The sequence below is a fragment of the Pseudomonas taeanensis MS-3 genome, assembly GCF_000498575.2.
Taxonomy (GTDB): Bacteria; Pseudomonadota; Gammaproteobacteria; order Pseudomonadales; family Pseudomonadaceae; genus Aquipseudomonas; species Aquipseudomonas taeanensis.
On record NZ_AWSQ01000009.1, the window covers coordinates 380,945 to 403,869 of the forward strand.

General features: G+C 60.7%; 22 protein-coding genes and 4 tRNA genes. 12 read left to right on the top strand and 14 right to left on the bottom strand.

Annotated features, from left to right (window positions below):
* Positions 1–9 precede the first annotated feature (9 nt).
* The 3 genes from TMS3_RS22000 to TMS3_RS22005 all read right to left on the bottom strand — a co-directional run bounded on the left by TMS3_RS22000 (position 10) and on the right by TMS3_RS22005 (position 3,056).
* Entirely contained in the window at positions 10–1,317 is a 1,308-nt protein-coding gene (locus TMS3_RS22000) for a hypothetical protein (protein WP_152985549.1), read from the bottom strand.
* 61 nt (positions 1,318–1,378) lie between these two features.
* Positions 1,379–1,555, bottom strand: a complete 177-nt coding sequence (locus tag TMS3_RS24815; RefSeq protein WP_083491820.1) for a DUF2897 family protein — start codon at positions 1,553–1,555, stop codon at positions 1,379–1,381.
* 154 nt (positions 1,556–1,709) lie between these two features.
* Entirely contained in the window at positions 1,710–3,056 is a 1,347-nt protein-coding gene (locus TMS3_RS22005; RefSeq protein ID WP_025167462.1) for a class II 3-deoxy-7-phosphoheptulonate synthase, read from the bottom strand.
* Positions 3,057–3,298: 242 nt separating this feature from the next.
* Between TMS3_RS22005 and TMS3_RS22010 the strand changes: the two genes are divergently transcribed.
* Complete coding sequence (locus tag TMS3_RS22010) at positions 3,299–4,072, top strand: spermidine synthase (protein WP_407691634.1); 774 nt, start codon at positions 3,299–3,301, stop codon at positions 4,070–4,072.
* 26 nt (positions 4,073–4,098) lie between these two features.
* On the opposite strand, the gene TMS3_RS22015 is transcribed toward TMS3_RS22010, so the two are convergent.
* The gene (locus tag TMS3_RS22015; protein WP_025167464.1) at positions 4,099–4,890 is read right to left on the bottom strand and encodes a crotonase/enoyl-CoA hydratase family protein; all 792 of its coding nucleotides are present in this window, start codon (positions 4,888–4,890) and stop codon (positions 4,099–4,101) included.
* 386 nt (positions 4,891–5,276) lie between these two features.
* Here TMS3_RS22015 and TMS3_RS22020 point away from each other — a divergent pair, with 386 nt between their 5' ends.
* Entirely contained in the window at positions 5,277–6,947 is a 1,671-nt protein-coding gene (locus TMS3_RS22020; protein WP_025167465.1) for a DEAD/DEAH box helicase, read from the top strand.
* 82 nt (positions 6,948–7,029) lie between these two features.
* Here the strand turns inward: TMS3_RS22020 and TMS3_RS22025 are convergent, their stop codons facing one another.
* Entirely contained in the window at positions 7,030–7,797 is a 768-nt protein-coding gene (locus TMS3_RS22025) for a DODA-type extradiol aromatic ring-opening family dioxygenase (protein ID WP_025167466.1), read from the bottom strand.
* A 249-nt stretch (positions 7,798–8,046) separates the two neighbouring features.
* On the opposite strand from TMS3_RS22025, the gene TMS3_RS22030 reads away from it, so the two are divergent.
* Positions 8,047–8,703, top strand: coding sequence for a thiopurine S-methyltransferase (locus TMS3_RS22030; protein WP_025167467.1), 657 nt, complete (start codon positions 8,047–8,049; stop codon positions 8,701–8,703).
* A gap of 102 nt (positions 8,704–8,805) precedes the next feature.
* Here TMS3_RS22030 and TMS3_RS22035 read toward each other — a convergent pair whose 3' ends face one another.
* The 4 genes from TMS3_RS22035 to TMS3_RS22050 form a co-directional block, all read right to left on the bottom strand.
* On the bottom strand, positions 8,806–9,198 hold the full coding sequence (locus TMS3_RS22035) for a hypothetical protein (protein WP_025167468.1): 393 nt from the start codon (positions 9,196–9,198) through the stop codon (positions 8,806–8,808).
* Positions 9,199–9,414: 216 nt separating this feature from the next.
* Positions 9,415–10,287 carry a protease HtpX gene (htpX, locus tag TMS3_RS22040; RefSeq protein WP_025167469.1) on the bottom strand — a complete coding sequence of 291 codons (873 nt, stop codon included), beginning with the start codon at positions 10,285–10,287 and terminating at the stop codon, positions 9,415–9,417.
* Between the two features lie 89 nt (positions 10,288–10,376).
* A complete protein-coding gene (locus tag TMS3_RS22045) occupies positions 10,377–10,829 on the bottom strand; it encodes a hypothetical protein (RefSeq protein ID WP_025167470.1) in 453 nt (150 codons plus the stop codon).
* A 117-nt stretch (positions 10,830–10,946) separates the two neighbouring features.
* Positions 10,947–12,158 (bottom strand): pyridoxal phosphate-dependent aminotransferase, encoded by a 1,212-nt coding sequence (locus tag TMS3_RS22050; RefSeq protein WP_025167471.1) that lies wholly within the window; start codon positions 12,156–12,158, stop codon positions 10,947–10,949.
* A gap of 265 nt (positions 12,159–12,423) precedes the next feature.
* Here TMS3_RS22050 and msrB point away from each other — a divergent pair, with 265 nt between their 5' ends.
* From msrB to TMS3_RS22065, 3 genes are all read left to right on the top strand, one after another.
* Positions 12,424–12,822, top strand: a complete 399-nt coding sequence (gene msrB, locus TMS3_RS22055) for a peptide-methionine (R)-S-oxide reductase MsrB (RefSeq protein WP_025167472.1) — start codon at positions 12,424–12,426, stop codon at positions 12,820–12,822.
* 111 nt (positions 12,823–12,933) lie between these two features.
* Complete coding sequence (locus tag TMS3_RS22060; RefSeq protein ID WP_025167473.1) at positions 12,934–13,419, top strand: glutathione peroxidase; 486 nt, start codon at positions 12,934–12,936, stop codon at positions 13,417–13,419.
* Entirely contained in the window at positions 13,416–13,886 is a 471-nt protein-coding gene (locus TMS3_RS22065; protein ID WP_025167474.1) for a MarR family winged helix-turn-helix transcriptional regulator, read from the top strand. The genes TMS3_RS22060 and TMS3_RS22065 overlap by 4 nt, the downstream gene beginning before the upstream one ends.
* Here the strand turns inward: TMS3_RS22065 and TMS3_RS22070 are convergent.
* The gene (locus TMS3_RS22070; RefSeq protein ID WP_025167475.1) at positions 13,870–16,197 is read right to left on the bottom strand and encodes a hybrid sensor histidine kinase/response regulator; all 2,328 of its coding nucleotides are present in this window, start codon (positions 16,195–16,197) and stop codon (positions 13,870–13,872) included. The genes TMS3_RS22065 and TMS3_RS22070 overlap by 17 nt on opposite strands.
* A 102-nt stretch (positions 16,198–16,299) precedes the next feature.
* Here TMS3_RS22070 and TMS3_RS22075 point away from each other — a divergent pair, with 102 nt between their 5' ends.
* Both TMS3_RS22075 and TMS3_RS22080 read left to right on the top strand, forming a co-directional pair.
* Positions 16,300–17,190, top strand: coding sequence for an ATP-binding protein (locus TMS3_RS22075; RefSeq protein ID WP_025167476.1), 891 nt, complete (start codon positions 16,300–16,302; stop codon positions 17,188–17,190).
* Complete coding sequence (locus TMS3_RS22080) at positions 17,187–17,669, top strand: GAF domain-containing protein (protein ID WP_025167477.1); 483 nt, start codon at positions 17,187–17,189, stop codon at positions 17,667–17,669. The genes TMS3_RS22075 and TMS3_RS22080 overlap by 4 nt, the downstream gene beginning before the upstream one ends.
* A 52-nt stretch (positions 17,670–17,721) precedes the next feature.
* On the opposite strand, the gene TMS3_RS22085 is transcribed toward TMS3_RS22080, so the two are convergent.
* Complete coding sequence (locus TMS3_RS22085) at positions 17,722–18,387, bottom strand: glutathione S-transferase family protein (RefSeq protein WP_025167478.1); 666 nt, start codon at positions 18,385–18,387, stop codon at positions 17,722–17,724.
* 55 nt (positions 18,388–18,442) lie between these two features.
* Positions 18,443–19,213 (bottom strand): hypothetical protein, encoded by a 771-nt coding sequence (locus TMS3_RS22090; protein WP_025167479.1) that lies wholly within the window; start codon positions 19,211–19,213, stop codon positions 18,443–18,445.
* A 215-nt stretch (positions 19,214–19,428) separates the two neighbouring features.
* Between TMS3_RS22090 and TMS3_RS22095 the strand changes: the two genes are divergently transcribed.
* The 4 genes from TMS3_RS22095 (at position 19,429) to TMS3_RS22110 (ending at position 19,858) form a co-directional block, all read left to right on the top strand.
* Positions 19,429–19,504 (top strand) — tRNA-Glu (locus TMS3_RS22095).
* Between the two features lie 26 nt (positions 19,505–19,530).
* A tRNA-Gly gene (locus TMS3_RS22100) sits at positions 19,531–19,606 on the top strand.
* Positions 19,607–19,678: 72 nt separating this feature from the next.
* Positions 19,679–19,754 (top strand) — tRNA-Glu (locus TMS3_RS22105).
* 28 nt (positions 19,755–19,782) lie between these two features.
* Positions 19,783–19,858: transfer RNA gene (locus tag TMS3_RS22110), tRNA-Gly, on the top strand.
* Between the two features lie 127 nt (positions 19,859–19,985).
* Here the strand turns inward: TMS3_RS22110 and TMS3_RS22115 are convergent.
* Positions 19,986–20,396: a PA2817 family protein gene (locus TMS3_RS22115; protein WP_025167480.1), complete on the bottom strand. Its 411-nt coding sequence runs from the start codon at positions 20,394–20,396 to the stop codon at positions 19,986–19,988.
* A gap of 62 nt (positions 20,397–20,458) precedes the next feature.
* Positions 20,459–22,906, bottom strand: a complete 2,448-nt coding sequence (locus TMS3_RS22120; RefSeq protein WP_025167481.1) for an acyl-CoA dehydrogenase — start codon at positions 22,904–22,906, stop codon at positions 20,459–20,461.
* Between the last annotated feature and the right edge of the window lie 19 nt (positions 22,907–22,925).

Genomic DNA, 22,925 nt, shown 5'->3' on the forward strand with positions numbered 1-22,925 from the left:
CGTTCGGGGTTATTGGAAATAGCGTTGCAGTAACTGCGGGTCATCGAAGTGGGCGCGGCCAATAAAGGCCGTGGCATGCCGACCCCACTGGCGCATTGCGCCGGCGGAGCGTACCCCGGAAGGCCACAGCAGCCAGCGTTCCAGGCGCTCACTGCCGGGCACCAGGCCATCGCTGGCATAGAGACTGCGTTGCCCTTGCGGGTGGGGCAGTTGGCGCAGGTCATTGAGTGCCGTGCGCTGATAGGTCACCGAGGGATAGGGCGAGCGTCGTCCATCGATCCACTGCAGGCGATGTTCGCCCGCGCTCAGCCAGAGCGTCGGTGCCTGCTCGCCGTTGAGCGTCAGGCGTTGCGCCAGGCGCTGCTCTTCGCCAGCCGGTTGGCGGAAGCGCAGCGCCGAGTCGGCCGGCAAGTAGAAGCCGTGCCAGCAACCGCAGGGGTGGATGCTGTCATACAACACTGCATTGCCGTTGCGGTCGAGGGTCACCCGCCAGAGCAGGCCGTCCAGCTCGCCGCCGTACAAATCCAGGGGCTGGGGTTTGGGGCGCTGGCTGAACCAGAATTGGTAGATCAGCTGCAGGTGCCAGCGACCATTCAATTGGCTCCAGCTGGTGTGCTGGTAGAGACGTGTTTGCAGTGGATTGAAGTCACGCGCGCCTACATTGTCGTAGCGCGGGCTGCCGATGCGGTCGTTGCGGCTGGCCTGCTCGATCTTCAGCCAGGGTGCGTGGCGGGCGAAGAGTGCCTCGAGTTGTTCTGCATCCGCCTGCGGCAAGCCCAATGCATCTTCGTGCAGCGTTATAGGCTGTTGCGCGACTGGGGTTGTTGGCACCGGCTGATAGCCCAGCCAGTGGGGGGTGTCCTTGGGCGCTATGACATCGGCGGCAGCGCGCTGCCAAGCGGCAATAAGACTGCGGTAGAGGGGCTTGAACAGGGGGTAGAGGCCAAATGTGCGGGCGCCGTCGCGGTAGTCATCGGGCATTTGCGCGGCGTCGACTGCGCGGGCGAAAGCCGCAGGATCATCGGTCAGGCGCTCGATCTGCGTTTGGCGGCACTGCTTGAGGGCGGTCTGCCGAGGGGCGCTGAGCCAGAGCTGCTGTGGCCTGGGCGCCAACTGGGCGATTTCGATCCGGCTGGCTTCGGCATCGTGCTCGGCCAGACGTTGCAGCCACAAACGCCGCTGCTCCGGGCTGTGCAGGCTGGGTCCGAGGGTCGCCAGAATTCTATCGCTGCGCAGGCCGGGAAAACCTTGCAGGGGATGGTACTGGGCGTCCCTGTGAGTCTCGGTGGCGGACTGCATGTCACTGAATAGTGCCACGCAGGCGTCGACTGGCACGGGCTTCAACTGTGTGCAGCCCGTCACCAAGCTAACCAGCAGGCTAGCGCTCGCGAGCGTCCTTAGCGTCTTGGGCTTCCATCTCGACTTTGCGTTCACGGACTTTTTTCAGCTGTTCTTCGCTTAGTGGCAGGGGTTTGGCGGTGCGTAGCAGCATCATCAGTCCGCCGACTATTGAGCCCAGTACGAGAATGATCAGGAGCCAGATATACCAAGTCATCACTACCCCCTTGAATGATTTAGATTTCACCATACGCCTGACGTGCATCGCTGTCAGGCGCTGCGTACAGGCATAGGGCGAAACTATATGGGGGAGGCCGGTACGCCAGGGCAGCGAGTCGTAAACAAGACCAGTCTGCCCGGCGCGCCTGGTTCTAGCGCCGCACCTGCTTGAGGGTTTCGGCGATCAGGAAGGCCAGTTCCAGCGACTGGTCGGCATTCATCCGCGGGTCGCAGTGGGTGTGGTAGCGATCCGACAGGCTATCTTCGGTGATCGGCCGTGCACCGCCGATGCACTCGGTGACGTTCTGTCCGGTCATTTCGATATGGATGCCGCCGGCGTAGCTGCCTTCGGCCTGGTGCACGGCGAAGAACTGCTTCACCTCGGCAAGGATCTGCGCGAAGTCGCGGGTCTTGTAACCGCTGCTGGCCTTGATGGTGTTGCCGTGCATCGGGTCCGAGCTCCACAGCACCTGGCGGCCTTCGCGTTGCACAGTCTGGATCAGTCGCGGCAGGCCTGCTTCGACCTTGTCGGCGCCCATGCGCACGATCAGGTTGAGGCGACCCGGGTCATTGTCCGGGTTGAGGATATCGATCAGGCGGATCAGCTCCTCGCTGTCCATACTCGGGCCGACTTTCACCCCGATCGGGTTGCCGACGCCGCGCAGGAACTCGACGTGGGCACCGTCCAGCTGGCGGGTGCGATCGCCGATCCACAGCATGTGCGCGGAGCAATCGTAGAAACCGCCGGTGAGGCTGTCCTTGCGCACGAAGGCTTCTTCGTAGTTCAGCAGTAGCGCCTCATGGGCGGTGAAAAAGTTGGTTTCGCGCACTTGCGCCGAGCTGTCCATGCCGCAGGCGCGCATGAACGACAGGGTCTCGTCGATGCGGTCAGCCAAATGGCTGTACTTTTCCGCCAGCGCCGAGTTGGCGATGAAATCCAGGTTCCATTGATGCACCTGGTGCAAGTCGGCAAAGCCGCCCTGGGCGAAGGCGCGCAGCAGGTTCAGGGTCGCAGTCGCCTGGTGGTAGGCCTGCAGCAGGCGCTCCGGATCAGGCACGCGGCTTTTTTCGTCGAAGCCGATGCCGTTGACTATGTCGCCGCGGTAGGCCGGCAGGGTGGTGTCGCCGATGGTTTCATCATTGGCCGAGCGCGGCTTGGCGAACTGCCCGGCCATGCGCCCGACTTTCACCACCGGACAGCCGGCGGCGAAGGTCATTACGATGGCCATCTGCAGCAGCACCTTGAAAGTGTCGCGGATTTTCGCGGCGCTGAACTCGACGAAGCTCTCGGCGCAGTCGCCGCCTTGCAACAGAAAGGCGCGCCCCTGAGTCACCTCGGCAAACTGTCGACGCAGTTCACGGGCTTCGCCGGCAAACACCAGCGGCGGGTAGCCGGCGAGGGTCTGCTCGACGTTTGCCAGGTGGGTAGCGTCAGGGTACTGCGGCTGTTGCTGGATCGGTTTGGCTCTCCAGCTTTCGGGGCTCCAGGGTTGCGACATCAAGATTCTCGGCTTATGGCGGTTAGGCAGACTGGCATGGTAACCGATCAGCCTGCGGCTTCAAGCCGATAGCCGTGATAGAGCCGTTGCATGGACCGTGCTGTAGGGGACTAAATGCTGCGGTCGCCGCCATGGGGCGGGCCGGTCGGAATTAGCGCGTGACCCAGGTAGTGCGCTTCCATGACAATTGGCGTTTTTCCCGGCATGGCTTGGTCGGGGCGGTCATGGTGGAGATGAGGTGGATGCCAGGTTTACCCCCGGTGGATGAGATGAAAGAGGAAGTCTTGCTCGCCGAAGTGCAGGACGCATTTGGCGTGATTCGGGTGGTGGAGGTCGGTGACTACCGCTTCCTCGAATTTGGCGATGCGATCGAGCAGAGTTGCGTATTTACCGCCGACCCGAGCTGGCTGGAGTACGACTACACCCGCGCCATGCTGCTCGGCGCGCTCAGTCATGCGGCGCCGGAAAGTGCACTGTTTTTGGGCCTTGGTGCCGGCAACCTGACCCAGGCCTGCCTCAAGTTCCTGCCCTTGGACGACGTCGAAACCATCGAGTTGCGCCCGGAAGTGCCACGCCTGGCCATGCAGTACCTCGGGCTGGACGACGACCCGCGACTGACCATCCGCATCGGCGACGCCCTGGAGCTGCTGGAAACCGCAGAAACCGCGGATCTGATCTTCGTCGACCTGTACACCGATCATGGTCCGGGTGTCGGTCACCTGGCCTGGCGTTTTCTCGAGGATTGCCAGAAACGCCTCAACCCGGGTGGTTGGCTAATTATCAACCAGTGGGCCGGTAACGACGGTAAGCCGCTCGGCGCACCTTTGCTGCGCGGCCTCTACCATCGACATTATTGGGAGTGTCCGGTGAAAGAGGGCAACGTCATCCTGCTGGTGCCCGCCGATCTGGACCAGCAACTCGATCTGCCCGGCTTGCAGCGCCGTGCTGAGGCCTTGGCCACGCGCCTGGGCTACTCCTTGCAGCCATTGCTCGAAGTTCTACGCCCAGCCAGCTGACTGTAGGCGCGCGGTTAAACCCTGGATCAACGCCCCTTGAAGTCACCTGGCCGGCGTTCGAGCATGGCGCGCACGCCTTCCTGGGCATCCTCGCTGGCCATCAGGCGGGTAATGGTCGTGTGCAGATGCTGCGCGGCGGCGGCTTCCCCCTCATGCACAGCCTGGCGCGCCGAGGCCAGGGTCGCCTGCACGCCGAGCGGAGCCTGGTCGGCGATGCGTTCGGCCAGCCATAACGCGCGCGGCATCAGCTCTTCGCTGGCCAGCACTTCCTGAACCAGGCCCAGGCGATAAGCCTCATGAGCATCGAATTCATCGCCGGTCAACAGCCAGCGCATGACGTTGCCCCAGCCGGCGCTGCGGTGCATGCGCAGGGTGGCGCCGCCGAATGGGAAGATGCCGCGCTGCACCTCCATCTGCGCAAAGCGGGTATTGCTGGCGCACAGGTTGATGTCCGAGGCGAGCATCAATTCGATGCCGATGGTGTAGCAGTAACCTTGGGCCGCGACTATGACCGGCTTGCTTACCCGCGGCCCGCCGAATACGCCCCAGGGGTCGCAGCCGCCGGTGGGTATCTGCCAGCCGGCGGCAAACTGGGCGGCGACATTGGCCAGGTCCAGGCCCGCGGTGAAATGCTCGCCGTGGGCGAAGACCAACGCCACGCGGGCCTCGCTGTCTTGCTCGTATTCACCATATGCCAGGCACAGGTCATTGAGCATGTCCAGGTCGAAGGCATTGCGCTTGGCTGCACGATCCAGGCCGATTCGCATGATATGGCCGCGCTTTTCACAGCTGACACGGTGGCTGGTTCTCTGGGGCATGGCACAAATTCCTTGGGCAAAGAACAGGTAACTGGGGTATAGCCGCCTTGCTCGGGCTTGTCCAAGGTCGCTGGCATGGGCTGGATATGCCAGTAAAGAGTGACCGTTTAGCTGTACGCACGTTAAGTGATGGCAAAAATTAGCACACGAGTCAGGTTTTCCGGTATAGTGCGCGCCGGTCAATTCTTGGCCACGTTCAGGTTGTGCAATTCGCTCGAAGGCTATCTTCGGCAGCCAGTCCGCCTAGCGGGCTATCCTTGACGATTTATTTTTCACTACGTTTTCGCAAATCCCCGCCGACAGGGCTGCCAGGGTGACTTTAGGGTCTTACACGGCATGCGCAGCTTTGGAACATGGGTCTTTGCGGATGCACTTGAGGCAGACCCATGACCCAGGAAATCGGCGGCTTCGCCGCGCTCGGACTTCACCCCAACGTTCTCTCCGCACTGACTGCCGTCGGTTACGAAGAGCCGTCGCCCATTCAGGCCCAGGCTATTCCGGTGATTCTCGCCGGCCAGGACATGATCGGTCAGGCGCAAACCGGCACCGGCAAGACCGCGGCCTTCGCTCTACCATTGCTGTCGAAAATCGATTCGAGCAAGCGCGAGCCGCAGGCTTTGATCCTGGCGCCAACTCGCGAGCTGGCCCTGCAAGTGGCGACCGCGTTCGAAACCTATTCCAAGCAGATGCCCGGCCTGAATGTGGTTGCGGTGTACGGTGGCGCCCCCATGGGTCCACAGTTGAAGGCTATCCGTCAGGGCGCGCAAGTGATCGTCGCCACTCCGGGCCGTCTGGTCGACCACCTGCGTCGCGACGAGAAAGTATTGTCGACCATTCAGTACCTGGTGCTCGATGAGGCCGACGAGATGCTCAAGCTGGGCTTCATGGACGACCTCGAAGTGATCTTCGAGGCCATGCCGGAAAGTCGTCAGAGCGTGCTGTTCTCTGCGACCCTGCCGCACTCGATTCGCTCCATTGCCGAAAAGCACCTGCGCAATCCGCAGCACATCAAGATCGCTTCCAAGACCCAGACTGTGACTGCCATCGAGCAGGCTCACCTGATGGTCCATGCTGACCAGAAGCACGCCGCGGTGCTGCGTCTGCTGGAAGTTGAGGAATTTGATGCGCTGATCGGTTTTGTGCGCACCAAACAAGCCACTCTGGACCTGGCCGCCACCCTGGAGGCCAAGGGCTACAAGGTCGCAGCGCTGAATGGCGATATCGCTCAGAACCAGCGTGAGCGGGTGATCGAGTCGCTGAAAGATGGCCGCCTGGACATCGTCATTGCTACCGACGTTGCCGCTCGCGGTCTTGACGTACCGCGTATCACCCACGTGATGAACGTGGACATGCCCTACGATCCAGAATCCTATGTACACCGCATCGGTCGTACCGGGCGTGCTGGTCGTACCGGGCGCGCGCTGCTGTTGGTGACGCCACGTGAGCGTCGTATGTTGCAGGTGATCGAGCGTGTGACCGGGCAGAAGGTTGGCGAAGTCAAATTGCCAAACGGCCAGCAAGTGCTGGATGCGCGGATCAAGAAGCTTACCACCAGCCTGACGCCGCTGGTGGCTGATGCTGAAGCCACTCATGGTGAGCTGTTGGATCGTCTGACTGCCGATATCGGTTGCAGCCCGCGTGCCCTGGCTTCCGCGTTGCTGCGCCTGGCCACCAAGGGTCAGGCCTTGACCCTGGCTGAAGTCGAGCGCGAGCAGCCGTTGGTGCCGAACAATGCACCGCGTGAACGCAGCGAACGTTCCGAGCGCTCCGACCGTGGCGACAGTCGTGAGCGTCGCGCACCCGTGCCGTTGGCTGAGGGTCGTGCCCGTTGCCGTACCGCACTGGGTGCGCGTGATGGTATTGCGGCGAAGAACCTGCTGGGTGCCATTCTTAACGAAGGTGGTCTGGCTCGCGAAGCGATCGGCCGCATTCAGGTGCGCGAAAGCTTCAGTCTGGTTGAGTTGCCGGAAGATGGCCTGGAGCGTCTGTTGACCAAGTTGAAAGACACCCGCGTTGGCGGTAAGCCGTTGAAGCTGCGTCGCTATCGCGAAGATTGATCAGCGTTTCATGAAAAAGCCCCGCCAAGTGCGGGGCTTTTTCATGGCTGTTGTTTGGCCCGGAAGGCGCGCTGGCAGTGCTTTAAGCGAAGCTGTAGATATCCATGCCCAGTGCGCCGAGAGTGAAGCCGCTGTGTTCGACCTTGAAGGTGCCGCCGGCGCCACGGGCGAAGAACAGCGGCAGCAGGTGCTCGTCACTTGGATGATTGCGCGCGGCAGCCGGAGCCTGTCGGCGATAGTCATGCAATGCGGTCTCATCGTCGCGCTCCAGGGTTGTCACCATCCAGTCACGGAAAGCTTGAGCCCAGGGGGTAATTACCTCCGGGCCGGCGTGCCAGTCCAGCTCGCCCAGGTTGTGGGTGATGCTGCCGGAGCCGATCAGCAGCACGCCATCTTCACGCAGCCCGGCCAAGGCAAGGCCGATCTGGGTCTGTAATGCAGGGCCTTGGCGGCTGGGCAAGGACAGTTGCACGACGGGAATCTCGGCCTGCGGGTACATCAACGACAGCGGTACCCAGGCGCCGTGATCCAGCGGACGCTGAGGGTCGAGTTGGGCGTGCAGTCCGACAACCTTTAGGTGTTCGACGACCTCTTGCGCCAGTTGCGGATGGCCTGGGGCGGGGTAGTGCAGGGTATAGAGCTCGTCTGGGAAACCATGAAAGTCGTGCCAGGTCTCAGGTCGGGCTGAACTGGTGACATACAGCTCCGGGCTCTCCCAGTGTGCGGATACCACCAGGATTGCGCGGGGTGTCGGCAGTTCTGCTGCGAGGCGAGCCAAGGCTGGTCCGCTGGCGCCGGGGTCCAGGGCCAGCATCGGGGAGCCGTGAGAGATGAACAGGCTAGGTAGCATGGCGTACTCCTTATCAATGAGGACGATCTTCTATCGGTCATTCGGGGGAATCAAACGGGAATAATCGGACTTTTTCATCGGCTTAATAGATGCTTTGGCAGGCGCCGGCTTGGGGCGTTATTCGCGCCTTGCCGCGAGGGTCTGATCGGCGTCTGAATGCTCAGTTTCAACTAGCCCCGGGAGTAGAGTGGGTTGGCCTCGCGCGCAGTTTGGGTCAGGATTGCTCAGTTAAGAATTTAGGGGGGCAGCATGCACGAGGACTTCTGGCAGGCGCGTTGGGCGCGTAACGAAATCGGTTTTCATGCGAACGAGGTCAATCCCTACCTGCAACGCTACTGGCCTGATCTGGCGATGCCTGGTGGTGCACGTGTGTTGGTGCCGCTGTGTGGGAAAAGCCTGGACCTGGCCTGGCTGGCGGCGCAGAGCTGTCGGGTTGTGGGTGTCGAGTTGGCGCAGAAGGCAGTAGAGGATTTCTTCGCTATGCATGAATTGCAGGCGCAGATCAGTCAGGAGGGGGCGTTCAAGGTCTATCGCGCCGGCTCGCTGGAGATCTATTGCGGTGACTTCTTTGCCTTGACTGCGCGGCAGTTGGGCGATTGCCAGGCGTTGTATGACCGCGCCGCTCTGATCGCCTTGCCCGCCGAGATGCGTGCGCGTTATGTGGAGCACCTGCGTGAGCTTCTCGCGCCTGGTTGCCAGGGACTGCTGGTGACTCTGGATTACCCGCAAGCAGAGATGCAGGGGCCGCCCTTTGCGCTGGATGAGGATGAGGTGCGGGGACTGTTCCAGAGTGGTTGGCAGATGAGGTTAGTGGAGGCGCGGGATGTGCTGGGTGAAAACGTGAAGTTTCGGCAGCGAGGACTGACGCGCTTGGATGAGCGGGCTTATCGACTGATCCGTACTTAGTGGGCAGCGCGTATCCAGAAGACTGCGCCTGCATGGCCCGCCTGGGGTAATCAGGCCCCAGGTGGGGTAGTTATGCCGCGATCATGCTGCTAAAGGATTGGGCTAGGTCAGGGTCGCTTCGCTGCAAACTTTGTCGAAGACCTCTGGCGTCAGTGCGGCCAGTCCTTGTTTGTCGAGCACTTCACGTGGATGTTCGTCGCCGGGGAAACTGCTGTCGATCATGCTAAGCAGCTGTAATCCGCGATCGGTCAATACGAAGTTCTCGCCATTACCACCCTCGCTTTCAGGGCGTGCGGCAATAAAGCCCGCCTTGAGCAGCAGTGACTCATATTCTGTCGCCTGCGCCTTCAGTGCGTCCAGGTTGTCGATGGGCTGGCCGGCTTGTTTCAGTTCTGCAGCCAGTTCCTCGGCGTAAGTGCGCGGGGCGAAGCGCTTGCCGGCCGAGTTCTGCACTTCATGCAGTAAACGTTCGATCAGATCCCAGTTGTAGCTCATGTCATCGTCTCCCGTTGTCGTCGTGCTCGGAACAGTGCCGAGGCTCGCTCAGTCCTTGAGGTTCTCGACCTTCCTAAAGTCCGACAGGGGTGCGCGCTTAAGGTTCGTTACAGCAAGTCTGGCTGGCTTCGGCAGCAAGCGCGGGTCTGGCTCTGAGCTGGCGATTGACTATAAAAAAGGGCGACCCGAGGGTCGCCCTTTTTGTGCGTGCCGTGCTTAGCCGCGCTGACGCAGCGCTTCGATGCGCTCCTCCAGTGGCGGGTGGCTCATCAGCAGGCCAGCCAGGCCATGCTTCAGGCCGCCGTTGATGCCGAACGCGGTCAGGCTGTCGGGCATCTGCACTGGCACCCCTTGTTCGGCGCGCAAGCGCTGCAGCGCACCGATCATGGCGTTAGTGCCGGCCAGGCGGGCGCCCGCTTCGTCGGCCTTGAATTCCCTTTTACGCGAGAACCACATGACGATGATGCTGGCCAGGATGCCAAGTACCAGTTCAGCGAAGATAGTCGCGACGAAATAGCCGATGCCGTGCCCGCTTTCGTTTTTCAGGATCACCTTGTCGACGAAGTTGCCGAAGATCCGCGCAAAGAACATCACGAAGGTGTTCACCACGCCCTGGATCAGCGCCAGGGTGACCATGTCGCCATTGGCCACGTGGCCGATCTCGTGGGCCAGTACGGCGCGCACCTCGTCGGGGGAGAAGCGCTCCAGCAGGCCTTGGCTCACGGCGACCAGCGCGTCGTTCTTGTTCCAGCCGGTGGCAAAGGCGTTGGACTCGTAAGCCGGGAAGATGCCCACTTCGGGCATCTTGATGCCGGCTTCGCGGGACAGCTCTTCCACGGTCTGCAGCAACCACTGTTCGTGGCGGGTGCGCGGCTGGCTGATGATCTCGGTGCCGGTGCTCATCTTCGCCATCCATTTGGAGATGAGTAGCGAGATCAGTGAGCCGGCAAAGCCGAACACGGCGCAGAAGATCAGCAGGCTGCCGTAGTTCTGGCCCGTGTAGCGGTCTACTCCCAGGAGCTTGAGTGTGATGCTGGCGATGATAAGGACGGCCAGGTTGGTGGCCAGGAACAACAGAATGCGCATCATGGTGTGAAACTACTCCTCACGGGAAGGGCGTACTGGTTATGCGGGCTATATAAGGGTGCAGGGCCCTGATCTTCAATCGAGGGACTATTTCAAACTGTGTCGTTTGCGCCCGGTAGAGTGCTTTCAAAGAGCAGGCGGGTCAGGCGCGCGAGTCGTTCGCCGTGTTGCTCGGCGATCGCCTGGCGCAGCTGGAAGGCCAGCGTGCCGTGCACGCGGCGCACGCTGGGCGGCACTACTTCCGCATCACGCAAGGCGTGGGGCACGCTACGTGACAGGCGCAGAAAGCCCTTCTCGCTGAGTACCGCCTGATCCAGGGCGTCATAGGCGATACTCGACTCGAAGCGCAGGTAACCTTCCTCTGCCAGCCACAGCAGGGCGCCCAGGCAGCTCTGGTGGCGTTTGCTTGGCAGGCCGAACTCGTCCACCTCTTCGCGACCGATCAGGTCCTCCACATACAGCGCCATCTTGCGCGGGAAGACCTGGTAGAGCAGCAGCAGGCCGCGGGCGGCATCCTTGTAGAAATCGTCGATTTGTAGATCCATGGGCTCAGAACTTGGCAATCATAGCGGTGGGTGGTAGCGGCAGCTGGCGACCAAGTATTTCCCGGGACTGGCGCCGGTGGATAAATAGCGTTTGGCCTGGGGCATGGACTGTTCCGGTTACTGCTGATAGCCCTTGAGGAAGTTGCCGATGCGTCCGATCGCCTGTTCGAGGTCGTCTACCCGGGGGAGGGTGACCACGCGGAAGTGATCCGGCCACGGCCAGTTGAACGCAGTGCCCTGGACAACCAGTAGTTTCTCCGAGAGCAGCAGATCCAGCACGAACTTCTCGTCGTTGTGAATCGGACAGACTTTTGGATCGATCTTCGGGAAGGCATACAGTGCCCCCATCGGCTTGACGCAGCTGACCCCGGGAATGTCGTTGAGCAGCTCCCAGGTGCGATTGCGTTGCTCCAGCAGGCGGCCGTTGGGCAGTACCAGGTCGTTGATGCTCTGGTAGCCGCCGAGGGCGGTCTGGATCGCATGCTGGCTCGGCACGTTGGGGCACAGGCGCATGTTGGCGAGGATATCCAGGCCTTCGATGTAGCTCTGTGCCCGGTGCTTGGGCCCGGAGATCGCCACCCAGCCGCTGCGAAAACCCGCGACGCGGTATGACTTCGACAGGCCGTTGAAGGTCAGGCACAGCACGTCCGGCGCCAAGGCGGCGGTGCAGGTGTGCTGGGCCTCGTCGTAGAGGATCTTGTCGTAGATTTCGTCGGAGAACAGTACCAGGTTGTGTTGCCGCGCCAGTTCGACGAGGTCCTCCAGTACGGCTCTGGAATAGACCGCACCAGTCGGGTTGTTCGGGTTGATCAGTACCAGGGCTTTGGTGCTTGGGGTGATCTTCGCGCGTATGTCGGCGATATCGGGGAACCAGCCGGCCTGTTCGTCGCACAGGTAGTGCACCGGCTTGCCGCCAGACAGTGCCACCGCAGCGGTCCATAGCGGGTAGTCCGGCGCCGGGATCAGCACTTCGTCGCCGTTGTTGAGCAGTGCCTGCATGGCCATCACGATCAGTTCGGAGACGCCGTTGCCGAGGTAGATGTCCTCGATGCCAACGCCCTCCACCTGCTGTTGCTGGTAGTACTGCATCACTGCCTTGCGCGCGCTGAACAGGCCCTTGGAGTCGCTATAGCCTTGCGCGGAGGGTAGGTTGCGAATTACGTCCTGGAGAATCTCCTCGGGAGCCTCGAATCCGAACGGCGCCGGATTGCCAATGTTTAGCTTGAGGATGCGGTGGCCTTCCTCCTCCAGGCGTTTGGCGTGCTTGAGCACAGGCCCGCGGATGTCATAGCAGACGTTGGCGAGCTTGTTCGATTTGCTGACCTGCATGTAAGTGATCCCGAAATGATGAGGCGCCGCTGATTCCGATCCTGTGAAGCGTGACGAGCGCAGATTGGCTCGGCCAAGACAGGCAGTAGCGCTGTCTAGTCGCGCATCATGCTGTTCGCGCGACCTGTGCGGCGGTACACAAGGCCCTGCTCGGCAAGTCTTGGCAGGCTGTAACGCGGGTGACAGACTGGGGTCGAATCATACGTGGCAGTCCGATCTTGGCAAAGCGACGGATCGGGCTTTTTTCAGTTGAGGAGACCTGCCTGTGGACAAGCTCGAAAAACCCCTGGAAGTCTGGCGCGAAGAGCTGTCGGAAACCCAGTTTAATGTCTGCCGTTTAGGCGCCACGGAACGAGCCTTTACCGGCGAATACCATGACAGCAAAGTCCCCGGCATCTATCACTGCGTCTGCTGTGGTGTTGAGCTGTTCGATTCTGCAGCCAAGTTTGACTCGGGCTGTGGTTGGCCCAGCTATTTTCAGCCGGTGAGCAGGGAGGCGATCCGTAGTCTGGACGATTTCAGTCATGGTATGCATCGCATCGAGGTGAAGTGCGCTCAGTGCGACGCGCATCTGGGGCATGTTTTTCCAGATGGTCCGGCGCCCACGGGTTTGCGTTACTGCATCAACTCGGTATCGCTCAAGTTGGTACCGCGCGAAGCTTGATGAGAATGAGGTCTGCCTATCAGTGGGCCTTATTTTTCCACAATTGAATTGTGCGCAATTTAATTGTTCGATACCTTTTGTGCATTCATTAAAACTGTAAAGGCAATCATCATGAGCAACGAGCTGTTCGACATCCCGTGCACCACCATCAAAGGCGAACAGAAAACCCTGGCTGACTTCAAAGGCAAGGCCGTACTGGTGGTCAATACGGCCAGCAAGTGCGGTTTCACGCCGCAGTACAAGGGCCTGGAAAGCCTGTGGCAGCAGTACAAGGACAAGGGGCTGGTTGTGCTGGGTTTCCCTTGTAATCAGTTCGGCAAGCAGGAACCTGGTAATGAAGGGGTTATATCCGAGTTCTGCGAGCTGAACTTCGGGGTGAGTTTTCCATTGTTCAAGAAGGTCGAGGTAAACGGTAGCGATGCCCACCCGCTTTACGTACAGCTGAAAAAACGTGCCCCGGGCTTGCTCGGCAGCCAGGGTGTGAAGTGGAATTTCACCAAGTTCCTGATCAGTGCCGATGGCCAGCAGGTCAAGCGTTTCGCCCCGACCACCAAGCCGGAAGACCTGACGGCCGAGATTGAAGCACTGCTCAAATGAAGCAAGCGAGTGATGCGCTGGATACTGCTTTGCTGCTGGATAACCAGCTGTGCTTCAAGCTGTACGCGGCTTCGCGAGCAGTGACTCGCGCGTACAAGCCCATGCTCGATCAGTTAAACCTGACCTACCCGCAGTATCTGGTGATGTTGGTGCTGTGGGAGTGGCAGGCAGCGCCGCCGCTGCAACCTACGGTCAAGGCCTTGGGGCTGCGCTTGCTGCTCGACTCCGGCACCTTGACCCCGCTACTCAAGCGCCTGGAGCAACTGGGTTTGCTGGTGCGTCAGCGCTCTGGCGAGGATGAGCGCGAGGTGCACCTGCTATTGACCGCGGCAGGCAGCGAGTTGCGTGAGCGGGTGTCGCCCTTGAGAAATCAGCTGCTCTGCGAGCGTGGTGTCGATCTGGATGGGATGGCAGAGCTGCATAGTCATGTGGGGCAACTGCTTGAGCGGTTTATGGCACTACGCTAGTCGGTAGCCACTGGTCGAGCAGGGCGGCGAGTTCTTCCCGGCGAAAAGGTTTGGCCAGGTAGTCGTTCATGCCGGCGGCGCGGCAGCGCTCGCGTTCGTCGGGCAGGGCGTTGGCTGTCAGTGCGATGATTGGTAGCCCAGGGTAGTGTCCGCCCTGGCGGATGCGCCGACTGGCTTCGTAGCCATCCATCACTGGCATGTTGCAGTCCATCAGCACCAGATCGACGTCGTTCAGCTCAAGCTGGTTCAGCGCCTCGGCGCCGTGGTTAGCCAGTAGTACCTCGCAGCCAAGTTTACCGAGCATGCCTTTAGCGACCAGTTGGTTGACTTGGTTGTCCTCGACCAACAGCACGCGCATTTGCCTGCTGACCCTTTGTTCGACGTCGGTCGGAGCTGGAACTGTGTGTGCAGGTTGCCCTAGGCTGCGGCGTAGCGCCTGGAGCAGCACCTGGCGCGACAAAGGCCGAGCCAGCTGTTCGACAGGCTCCAGCGTCCGTATCTGTTCGCTAGCTAAGAAGCTGCCATAAGCGCTGATCAGCAGGAACGGCACTTGACACGTCTGACGCAGACCAGGCAGGCACTCTGGGTCGTCACTGATCAGCAGGTCGGCGGTCATCTCGGCTGGTTGGGTTTCGGGGGACAGGCGCTGATAGTCCAGCCCCCAGTGAGGTAGCTGGTGGCTGAGCAGTTCATGCAGGCCTGAGTTGGAGGCGCACAACGCGATCACTTGCCCGGTTAGGGCTGGGGGCGTGAACGTCACCGAAGGGCTGTGGGCAGGCAGCGGCAGTTCAACGCAGAACTGTGAGCCGAAGCCTTCCGCGGATTTCAGGCTGAGTTCGCCGTGCATGGCTTCGCAGAGTCGACGGGTCAGTGCCAGGCCCAGGCCGGTGCCGCCGAACTGGCGGTTGATGCCGGCGTCGGCTTGGGCGAAGGGTTGGAAGATCCGTGCTTGGGCGTCTTCGGCGATGCCGATGCCCGTATCGCGCACGACTATCTGGACGCCAGTCTGGCTGGCGCTGATGCGGATATCGACGCGGCCGAATCGCGTGAATTTCAAGGCATTGGACAGCAGGTTACTCACTACCTGACGTACGCGGGTCGGGTCACCGATTACTTGGGCGGGTAGCTGCGGGTCGATGAAGCAGGTCAGTTCGACGCTGGCTGCAGCATTCTGCGAGAGCAGGTTGGCGGTGTCTTCGGTCAGTGTGCCGAGGTCGAAGGGAATACTCTCAAGCTCCAGTTGCCCTGCCTCGTATTTCGACAGGTCGAGAATGTCATTGAGCAGCTCGACCAGCACCTTGCCAGAGTCGTGGGCAATCGACAGCTGCCGGTGTTGCTCGCCGTTCAACGGGCCATCGAGGGACAGCGAGAGCATGCCGAGCAAACCGTTGAGTGGCGTGCGGATCTCATGGCTCATATTTGCCAGAAACGTCGAGCGCGCCTGGGCCATTTGCAGGGCAGTACGTCGCGCCTGTTCGAGCTGCTGGTTGGACTCCGTCAATCGTGCGTTGGTGGTTTCCAGCTCGGTGGTGCGCGCCGAGACTATGTTTTCCAGCTCTCCCAGGTACTGGGTCAGGCGATCCTCCGCATGGTGGCGCTGTTGTATTTCCGTGGCAATGCTGGAGAGCTGTTGGTTGGTGACGTCGACCAGCGTACCGATCTCATCGTGTTCATGGCCGGGCGGGCAGGGCAGTCTGTTGTGCTTGGGGGTGTGCAGGTCGCGTGCACTTAGGGCGCGGATGACCTCGATCAGCGGCTTGGTCAGCATGAAATAGAACAGCACCAGGAGGATCAGCGAGAGCAGCAAGCTGCGAGCGAAGCCCGCCAGCAGGGTGAAGAGCGAGCGGCGCAGAAAGTGGCTGCCGAATGCATAGGTGTCGACTTCCAGGCGCAATAGGCCGAGCGCCTCCTCAGGGGCGTGGCTGACGAACAAGGCTGTCTCGAACTGTCGTTGCTCGCCGAACAGAAAGTCGCTGAGCAGTCGGTAGGGGCTTTCGCTGGGGGGGCGGCTGACGCTGGCCAGGGTGGTACTGTTATTGTCGATGATCTGGGCGCTGATCACGGCAGGCGAGCGCAGCAGGCCGCGGACCAGCTCCTGGGCCAGTTCAGCGTCAATGTTGTAGGCGATGCGTGCAGCCGGATTGTGGCTGATCTCCATCAGCGCACGAATCTCGCGGTTGATGGAGGCATCTTCACTGGCATAATCGATGCCGACTTGAAGCGCGCTAAGCGCCATGCCGAGGATAAACGCCACCAGCACGGTCCAGCCGGCCTGTTTGAATGACAGGCGTTGGGTGAGCGCTATATCCATAAGGGCTGGCTTATCTCGTGTCCGTTCGCCTGCCAAGCATAGCTCATCTGCTGCATCTGGCAGCAGCGAGGAGTGGGCAGGACCAATAGCAAGGAACAGATGATGGACTCCCGTTTGAATGCTTTTTTACTGCGTGCCGAGAGCGTCCTGACGCGACTTGAACCGCTACTGCCTGCCAAGCGCAGTGATATCAACTGGCAGCAGAGCCTGGCTGCCCGCTGGCACCGCGAGGGGCGCAGTGGTTATTTGCAGCCGTTGAACATCAGCCTCGATCTGAGCCTGAGCGATCTAATCGGTGTGGACACCCAGCGTGAGCAGCTGGCGCGCAATACCCGGCAATTCGTGCAGGGCCTGCCGGCGAATCATGCCTTGCTCTGGGGAGCGCGTGGCACAGGCAAGTCCTCGCTGGTGCGTGCCCTGTTGGCAGAACATGCCGCGGCGGGGCTGCGTTTGATCGAGATCGAGCGTGATCACCTGGCCGATTTGCCGCGGGTCGTCGAGCTACTGGCCACGCAGCCGCAGAATTTCGTGCTGTTCTGCGATGATTTGTCGTTCGAGGCAGGCGAGGGCGATTATCGGGTGCTGAAAAGCGTGCTGGACGGCTCGCTGGAGCGCGCGCCGGAGAATGTCTTGCTATACGCCACCTCCAATCGCCGGCATCTGGTGCCGGAAAAACACAGTGATAACGAACACTGGCAGAGGGTCGACGGCGAACTGCACCCGAACGAGGCGGTGGAGGACAAGATCGCGCTGTCCGATCGTTTTGGCCTCTGGCTGTCCTTCTACCCGTTCACCCAGGAGCACTTCCTCGACGTGGTGCGCCACTGGATCGAGGTGCAGGCGGCGCAAGCCCAGTTGTCTTGGCAGTGGAGCGAGGAGCTGGAAAAAACCGCTATACGCTGGGCGCTGGGACGCGGTAATCGCAATGGTCGCTGCGCTTATCAGTTCGCCCGGCAGTGGGTGGGCCTGCAGATGTTGGAGAGCCGAGCATGAATGACCTCAAGCAAGTTGCCATCGACCTGGAAGGCTATTCGTTATGGGTTGCGCAACTGGAGTCCTTGCTGGCTGGGGAGCGTGACTTCATTGCCAATGCGGCGCAATTCTCAGCCTTCCTGTTTCAGGAATTGGCCGAGCTCAATTGGGCTGGCTTCTATCTGTTACGGGGTGATGAGCTGGTGCTCGGCCCGTTTCAGGGCAAGGTGGCCTGTGTCAGGATTCCGCTCGGCCGTGGTGTCTGCGGTGTAGCGGCGGCCACTCGGCAGACTCAGCGGGTCGATGACGTGCATGGATTTGCTGGGCATATCGCTTGCGACAGTGCGTCTAACAGTGAATTGGTCATTCCGCTGGTGCAGGCCGGTCGCCTGATCGGCGTGCTGGATTTGGACAGCCCGCGATTGGCGCGCTTCACTGAGGCGGATCAGACCGGGATAGAGCGCCTGGTCGAGGTGTTTTTGCGGCTCAGCGACTGTTGAGTCGCATTGTATGAAGAAGCCCGGTGTACCGGGTTTCTTCATACTGCCTGGATCAGGCCGGGGTGCTCATCTTGGCGAGCACCTTCTGTTCGCCCGGCAAAATCGCCTGCAGCGAGGGGCGGGCCTTGATGCGCATGTACAGTGCCGCCAGGTTCGGCCAGCGCTTGGCATCCAGCTGCTCGCCGCCGTGCTCCATGTTGACCATCTGGCAGGCGAATGCGAGGTCGGCGAGGCTTAAGCTGTCACCGACAAAGTACTCGGCGTCACCCAGGCACTGTTCCAGGTAATCGAAGTGCGGCGGCAGTTTTTCGCTCAGGGCTGACTGGACTGTAGCTTCATCGCTGGGTTGGCCCATGCTCGGCTTGAGCACGCGGTTGCGGAATACGGTGAAGGTGCTCAGCGGCGCCAGCTCATAATCGGCATATTTTTCCAGCCAGCGTACCCGTGCGCGTTGTTCGGAATTTTGACCCAGCAGTAGTGAGCGGTCAGGGTATTTGTCTTCCAGGTACTGGCAGATGACGCTGGAATCGGCTAAGTCGAAATCGCCGTCCCTCAGGGCAGGGATGCGGCCTAGCGGGTTGAGTTCGCAGTACCAGTCTGGTTGACGGCCAAAGGGCAGAACGATTTCCAGCTGATAGTCCAGGCGCTTTTCCGCCAAACACAGGCGCAACTTGCGTACGAAAGGAGAAAGTGGGGCGCCAAATACAGTCAGGCTCATCGGGTGTCCTTATCGGTTCGCTAGCGCTGTGGAAGGCAGTCAGAGCGCTTGGGTCTCAGTCATAAATATTGTTCTTCTTCCAGTCCTCATCGCCTTCAAGGGATTTCAGGCCTTCATTCAGCTCGCTGTCCTCTTCCGGGTTGGACTTGGCGGTTTCCAGAACCAGGGCGTTGGCGCGGGCCAGCTGTTGTTCGAATTTCTGCAGTGGTGCTTGGTAGCGTGCTGGGTTGGATTGCTTGCGTAGGTACTGCACGCCCCGCTCGAACGCCAGGCGAGCCTGGCCGGGCTGGTTCTGTTGCAGCGCCTGCTGGCCGAGTGAGCTGAAAAATTCGATATGCAGCTGCGCCAAGAGGTGGCGTATCTCATTGATCCAGGCTTTGGCTTCATTGGTTGGCAGGACGCCATCCTGAGCCGAGCGGGTGATCTGCCCGTGCAGGTTCTCCAACTGGAAACGCACCTCTTTGGCCTTGGCTTCCGTGGCAATGGGTTGAGGCGGATTGCGCACGGGGATCGACTCGCCTTGAGCAATCAATTGGCGCAGTTCGGTGAGGCGCGCCTGATTGTCGGCATCGCCTTTATCAACCTGCTGCAAGCGTTCGCTGAAATGCAGTTGCAGGCGGCTCAGCAGGAGTTTCAGGGGGGGCGTCATCAGTTGCCCGGGAAGGGCTTCGGAAAGCGTGGCGCTGCGCCGGATGCGATCATTCAGCTCGGCCTTGAGGCGAGACTTTTCCAGCTTGTTGTTCTCGACCATGTGATTGATGTAGGCGATCGCAATCAGAATGAAAATGCCGCCGACAATCAGCAGGGTAATCACGAGTGGGGACATCGTTTCAGCCTCTCGAATTTTCGTCCGAGTGTAGTGCCTTAGCCGCGAGGCTCATAGTGCAGTGTCACGTAAAGGCTTGAAGTCGTTGATTTTAAAAAAAAATTATAGAGAGGTTGACGATCCTGCAAAGGCTCCATAGAATGCGCGCCACTTCTAGCGCAATGCTTAACGGCAGAGCGGTAGAAGCCGGAAGTTTTTTGTAGGTTCCGGGCTGCGTCCCCTTCGTCTAGTGGCCTAGGACACCGCCCTTTCACGGCGGTAACAGGGGTTCGAGTCCCCTAGGGGACGCCACTTCTTAACAGAGGTGGGTTGCAATTGCGGGAATAGCTCAGTTGGTAGAGCACGACCTTGCCAAGGTCGGGGTCGCGAGTTCGAGTCTCGTTTCCCGCTCCAAGTTTCAGATATCGCTCGATGAGCGGTGTTTAGATCGAACGCGCTGGCTGCGCTTCGACAAAGAAGTTCCAGGTCCCCTTCGTCTAGTGGCCTAGGACACCGCCCTTTCACGGCGGTAACAGGGGTTCGAGTCCCCTAGGGGACGCCATTTTTGTTGTAAGCAGTACGTTGTAAACGCGGGAATAGCTCAGTTGGTAGAGCACGACCTTGCCAAGGTCGGGGTCGCGAGTTCGAGTCTCGTTTCCCGCTCCAAATAAACAAAAAAGCCGCTCATTGAGCGGCTTTTTTGTGCCTGTTGATTTTTCCGCTAAGCAAAGAAGGCCCGCCGGTGATCCTGTGCGGGCTTTTCTATGGACGTAGCGCAGTGAGCGGCAGATGCTTAATGCTTGCTGCTTTCCGGTGGTAGCGCCAGCAGCTGTTTTTCCTGATTCCAGTCGAAGGGTTCGTCGTTCTGCTGCGCTTCGAAGCGTCGTTCGTCTAAGCGTTGGAACAGTTCGATCTCTTCATCTGGCATGAAGTGCAGGCAGTCGCCACCGAAAAACCACAGCAGGTCGCGCGGGACCAGATGGGCAATTTGCGGATAGCGGTGGAAAATCTGGCTGATCAGCTCTTGGCCCAGATACAGGCTGGCCTCCGGGTCGCGAGGCAAGTCGCTGACCAGTTCATCGAAGCGCTCGAGAAACAGCGAGTGGCTGCTGTCGAGTATCTGCTCGGCTTCACCCAGGGCAACCAGAATGCCGCGCAGGTGAGCGAGCAGGGCGAGGTGGTGATCGAGGTGGGCGCTGGCCATGGCAAAAGCTCTCTAAGTAAAACGGGCGCGGGAGTATAAGGCTCCGCGCGCCCAGTGTCCCGCTAGCGGACTTTGCCGCGGCTGAGTTTCAACTCGTCCTTGGCAAAGTCGTCTACGTCGATCACTACGCGTCGGGCCGCTTCGGCTTGTTGCAGGCTGTGTGCTTCCTCTGCGGTCAAGGCGCCGGCGTTGACCGCCGCATCAAGCTGGCTCTGCCCTGGTGACTCCAGCACCTGGCCGTCTTTGAGTGCTTGCTGCAGTTTTTTCCGAATGGGCTGCGTGCTTTCCAGCAGGTTCATCGCCAGTTGCAGGGCGCCTACCGGGTCTTTTTCTGCCTGTGGGCGATAGCAGCCGGCGAGTATTTCTTCCAGGGCTGGATCGCCGCTGTTGCGTCCGATAATTTCTGCGACTTGTGCATCCAGTTCATCGCTAGGACCTCTATGCCGGCGCCCGAGGGGGAATACCAGTACGCGCAGAGCACCGCCCATCAAGCGATTGGGGAAATTGCTGAGTAGCTCGTCGAGTGCCTGTTCACCCAGCGCAAGACTCTCCTCCAGGGCCCAACGCAGCAGCGGTCGCGAATGTTCCGGATAGTCCAGGTCGTGGTAGCGCTTGAGCGCGGCCGAGGCCAGGTAAAGGTGGCTGAGGGCATCGCCAAGTCGCGCCGACAAACGCTCGCGACGTTTCAGGTCGCCGCCCAACAGCATCATGCTGAAGTCGGCGAGCATGGCAAAGGCTGCGGCGAGGCGATTCAGGGCGCGGAAATAGGGCTGGCTGAGGTTGTCCCCCGGAACCTGGCCGAAGCTGCCGAGACTCAGGCTGAGGATCAAACTGCTGGCGGCGTTGCTTACGGCGAAACCAATGTGTTGCAGCAGCAGCTGATCGAACTCGAGCAGCGCCTGATCACGATCTTCACGGCCGGCAAGGGCCATTTCCTTGAGTACATAGGGATGGCAGCGGATGGCACCCTGGCCGAAGATCATCAGGTTACGCGAGAGGATATTCGCTCCTTCCACGGTGATGAAGATCGGCGCACCTTGCCAGGAACGGCCCAGGTAGTTGTTCGGGCCCATGATGATGCCCTTGCCGCCATGCACATCCATGGCATGTTGGATGCACTCGCGGCCGCGCTCGGTCAGGTGGTATTTGAGAATTGCCGAGAGGACCGAAGGTTTTTCACCCAGATCCACCGCGTTGGCGGTGAGAATGCGCGCGCTGTCCATCAGCCAGGCGTTGCCGCCGATGCGTGCGAGTGCTTCCTGGATGCCTTCGAAAGCCGCCAGTGGCACGTTGAACTGTTCGCGCACCTGGCTGTACTGGCCGGTGACCAGGCTGGTGAACTTGGCCGCGCCGGTGCCGACTGCGGGCAGCGAGATCGAACGGCCGACCGACAGGCAGTTCATCAGCATCATCCAGCCTTTGCCGAGCATGTCCTGGCCGCCGATCAGGTAATCCAGGGGAATGAACACGTCCTTGCCGGAGTTCGGGCCGTTCATGAACGCGGCGCCGAGTGGCAGGTGGCGGCGGCCGATTTCCACCCCGGGGATATCGGTGGGCACCAGGGCCAGGCTGATGCCGAGCTCTTCCTCCTCGCCGAGCAGGTGGTCGGGGTCATAGGCCTTGAAAGCCAGCCCGAGCAAGGTGGCGACCGGGCCGAGGGTGATGTAGCGCTTCTCCCAGGTCAGGCGCAGGCCGAGTACTTCTTGGCCCTGCCATTGGCCCTTGCAGACGATGCCGGTATCCGGCATGGCGCCAGCATCGGAGCCAGCCAGCGGGCCGGTGAGGGCAAAGCAGGGGATGTCCTCCCCGGATGCCAGGCGTGGCAGGTAATGTTGACGCTGTTCGTCGGTACCGTAATGCAGCAGCAGTTCAGCGGGACCGAGGGAGTTGGGTACCATCACGGTGGAGGCCAGGTCGCCACTGCGGGTGGCCAGTTTCATCGCCACCTGGGAGTGGGCGTAGGCGGAAAATCCCTTGCCGCCGTATTCCTTGGGAATGATCAGGGCGAAGAAACCGTGCTGCTTGATGTGTTCCCAGGCTTTGGCTGGCAAGTCCATCTGCTGGCCGATCTCCCAGTCGCTGACCATGGCGCAGAGCTCTTCGGTCGGCCCGTCGATAAAGGCTTGTTCCTCTTCGCTCAGCTTGGCCTTGGGGTAGGCGAGCAGTTTGTCCCAGTTCGGGCGACCGCTGAATAATTCGCCGTCCCACCACACAGTGCCGGCTTCGATGGCATCGCGTTCGGTGTCGGACATTGGTGGCAGCACCCGCTGGAACCAGTCGAACAGCGGCGCACTGAACAGCCTGCGGCGTTGCTCAGGCAGCGCCAGGGGCAATGCCACGGCCAGCCACAACAGCCAGAACACGACCAATAGCCAGCCTGGTGCATGGCTGAACAGGCCCATGACGAACAAGTAACCCGCCACTATGGCCAGAGCGGGAAGCGGCGCGGTGCGGCGGTGGGCCAGATAGGTCGCGCCGAGCACCAATACGATCAACCAGACAGCGAGCATGCAGAATCCTCCATGAAGA

Excerpts from the sequence above, each read along its gene's own strand:
- TMS3_RS24815 (WP_083491820.1), bottom strand. The coding sequence starts at position 1,555 with ATGACTTGGTATATCTGGCTCCTGATCATTCTCGTACTGGGCTCAATA.
- TMS3_RS22070 (WP_025167475.1), bottom strand. The coding sequence starts at position 16,197 with ATGGATATAGCGCTCACCCAACGCCTGTCATTCAAACAGGCCGGCTGG.
- TMS3_RS22045 (WP_025167470.1), bottom strand. The coding sequence starts at position 10,829 with ATGGATCTACAAATCGACGATTTCTACAAGGATGCCGCCCGCGGCCTG.
- TMS3_RS22010 (WP_407691634.1), top strand. The coding sequence starts at position 3,299 with ATGCCAGGTTTACCCCCGGTGGATGAGATGAAAGAGGAAGTCTTGCTC.
- TMS3_RS22025 (WP_025167466.1), bottom strand. The coding sequence starts at position 7,797 with ATGCTACCTAGCCTGTTCATCTCTCACGGCTCCCCGATGCTGGCCCTG.
- TMS3_RS22075 (WP_025167476.1), top strand. The coding sequence starts at position 16,300 with ATGGACTCCCGTTTGAATGCTTTTTTACTGCGTGCCGAGAGCGTCCTG.
- TMS3_RS22115 (WP_025167480.1), bottom strand. The coding sequence starts at position 20,396 with ATGGCCAGCGCCCACCTCGATCACCACCTCGCCCTGCTCGCTCACCTG.
- TMS3_RS22060 (WP_025167473.1), top strand. The coding sequence starts at position 12,934 with ATGAGCAACGAGCTGTTCGACATCCCGTGCACCACCATCAAAGGCGAA.
- htpX (WP_025167469.1), bottom strand. The coding sequence starts at position 10,287 with ATGATGCGCATTCTGTTGTTCCTGGCCACCAACCTGGCCGTCCTTATC.
- TMS3_RS22050 (WP_025167471.1), bottom strand. The coding sequence starts at position 12,158 with ATGCAGGTCAGCAAATCGAACAAGCTCGCCAACGTCTGCTATGACATC.
- TMS3_RS22035 (WP_025167468.1), bottom strand. The coding sequence starts at position 9,198 with ATGAGCTACAACTGGGATCTGATCGAACGTTTACTGCATGAAGTGCAG.
- TMS3_RS22065 (WP_025167474.1), top strand. The coding sequence starts at position 13,416 with ATGAAGCAAGCGAGTGATGCGCTGGATACTGCTTTGCTGCTGGATAAC.
- TMS3_RS22005 (WP_025167462.1), bottom strand. The coding sequence starts at position 3,056 with ATGTCGCAACCCTGGAGCCCCGAAAGCTGGAGAGCCAAACCGATCCAG.
- TMS3_RS22020 (WP_025167465.1), top strand. The coding sequence starts at position 5,277 with ATGACCCAGGAAATCGGCGGCTTCGCCGCGCTCGGACTTCACCCCAAC.
- TMS3_RS22080 (WP_025167477.1), top strand. The coding sequence starts at position 17,187 with ATGAATGACCTCAAGCAAGTTGCCATCGACCTGGAAGGCTATTCGTTA.
- TMS3_RS22015 (WP_025167464.1), bottom strand. The coding sequence starts at position 4,890 with ATGCCCCAGAGAACCAGCCACCGTGTCAGCTGTGAAAAGCGCGGCCAT.
- TMS3_RS22085 (WP_025167478.1), bottom strand. The coding sequence starts at position 18,387 with ATGAGCCTGACTGTATTTGGCGCCCCACTTTCTCCTTTCGTACGCAAG.
- TMS3_RS22030 (WP_025167467.1), top strand. The coding sequence starts at position 8,047 with ATGCACGAGGACTTCTGGCAGGCGCGTTGGGCGCGTAACGAAATCGGT.
- TMS3_RS22120 (WP_025167481.1), bottom strand. The coding sequence starts at position 22,906 with ATGCTCGCTGTCTGGTTGATCGTATTGGTGCTCGGCGCGACCTATCTG.
- TMS3_RS22090 (WP_025167479.1), bottom strand. The coding sequence starts at position 19,213 with ATGTCCCCACTCGTGATTACCCTGCTGATTGTCGGCGGCATTTTCATT.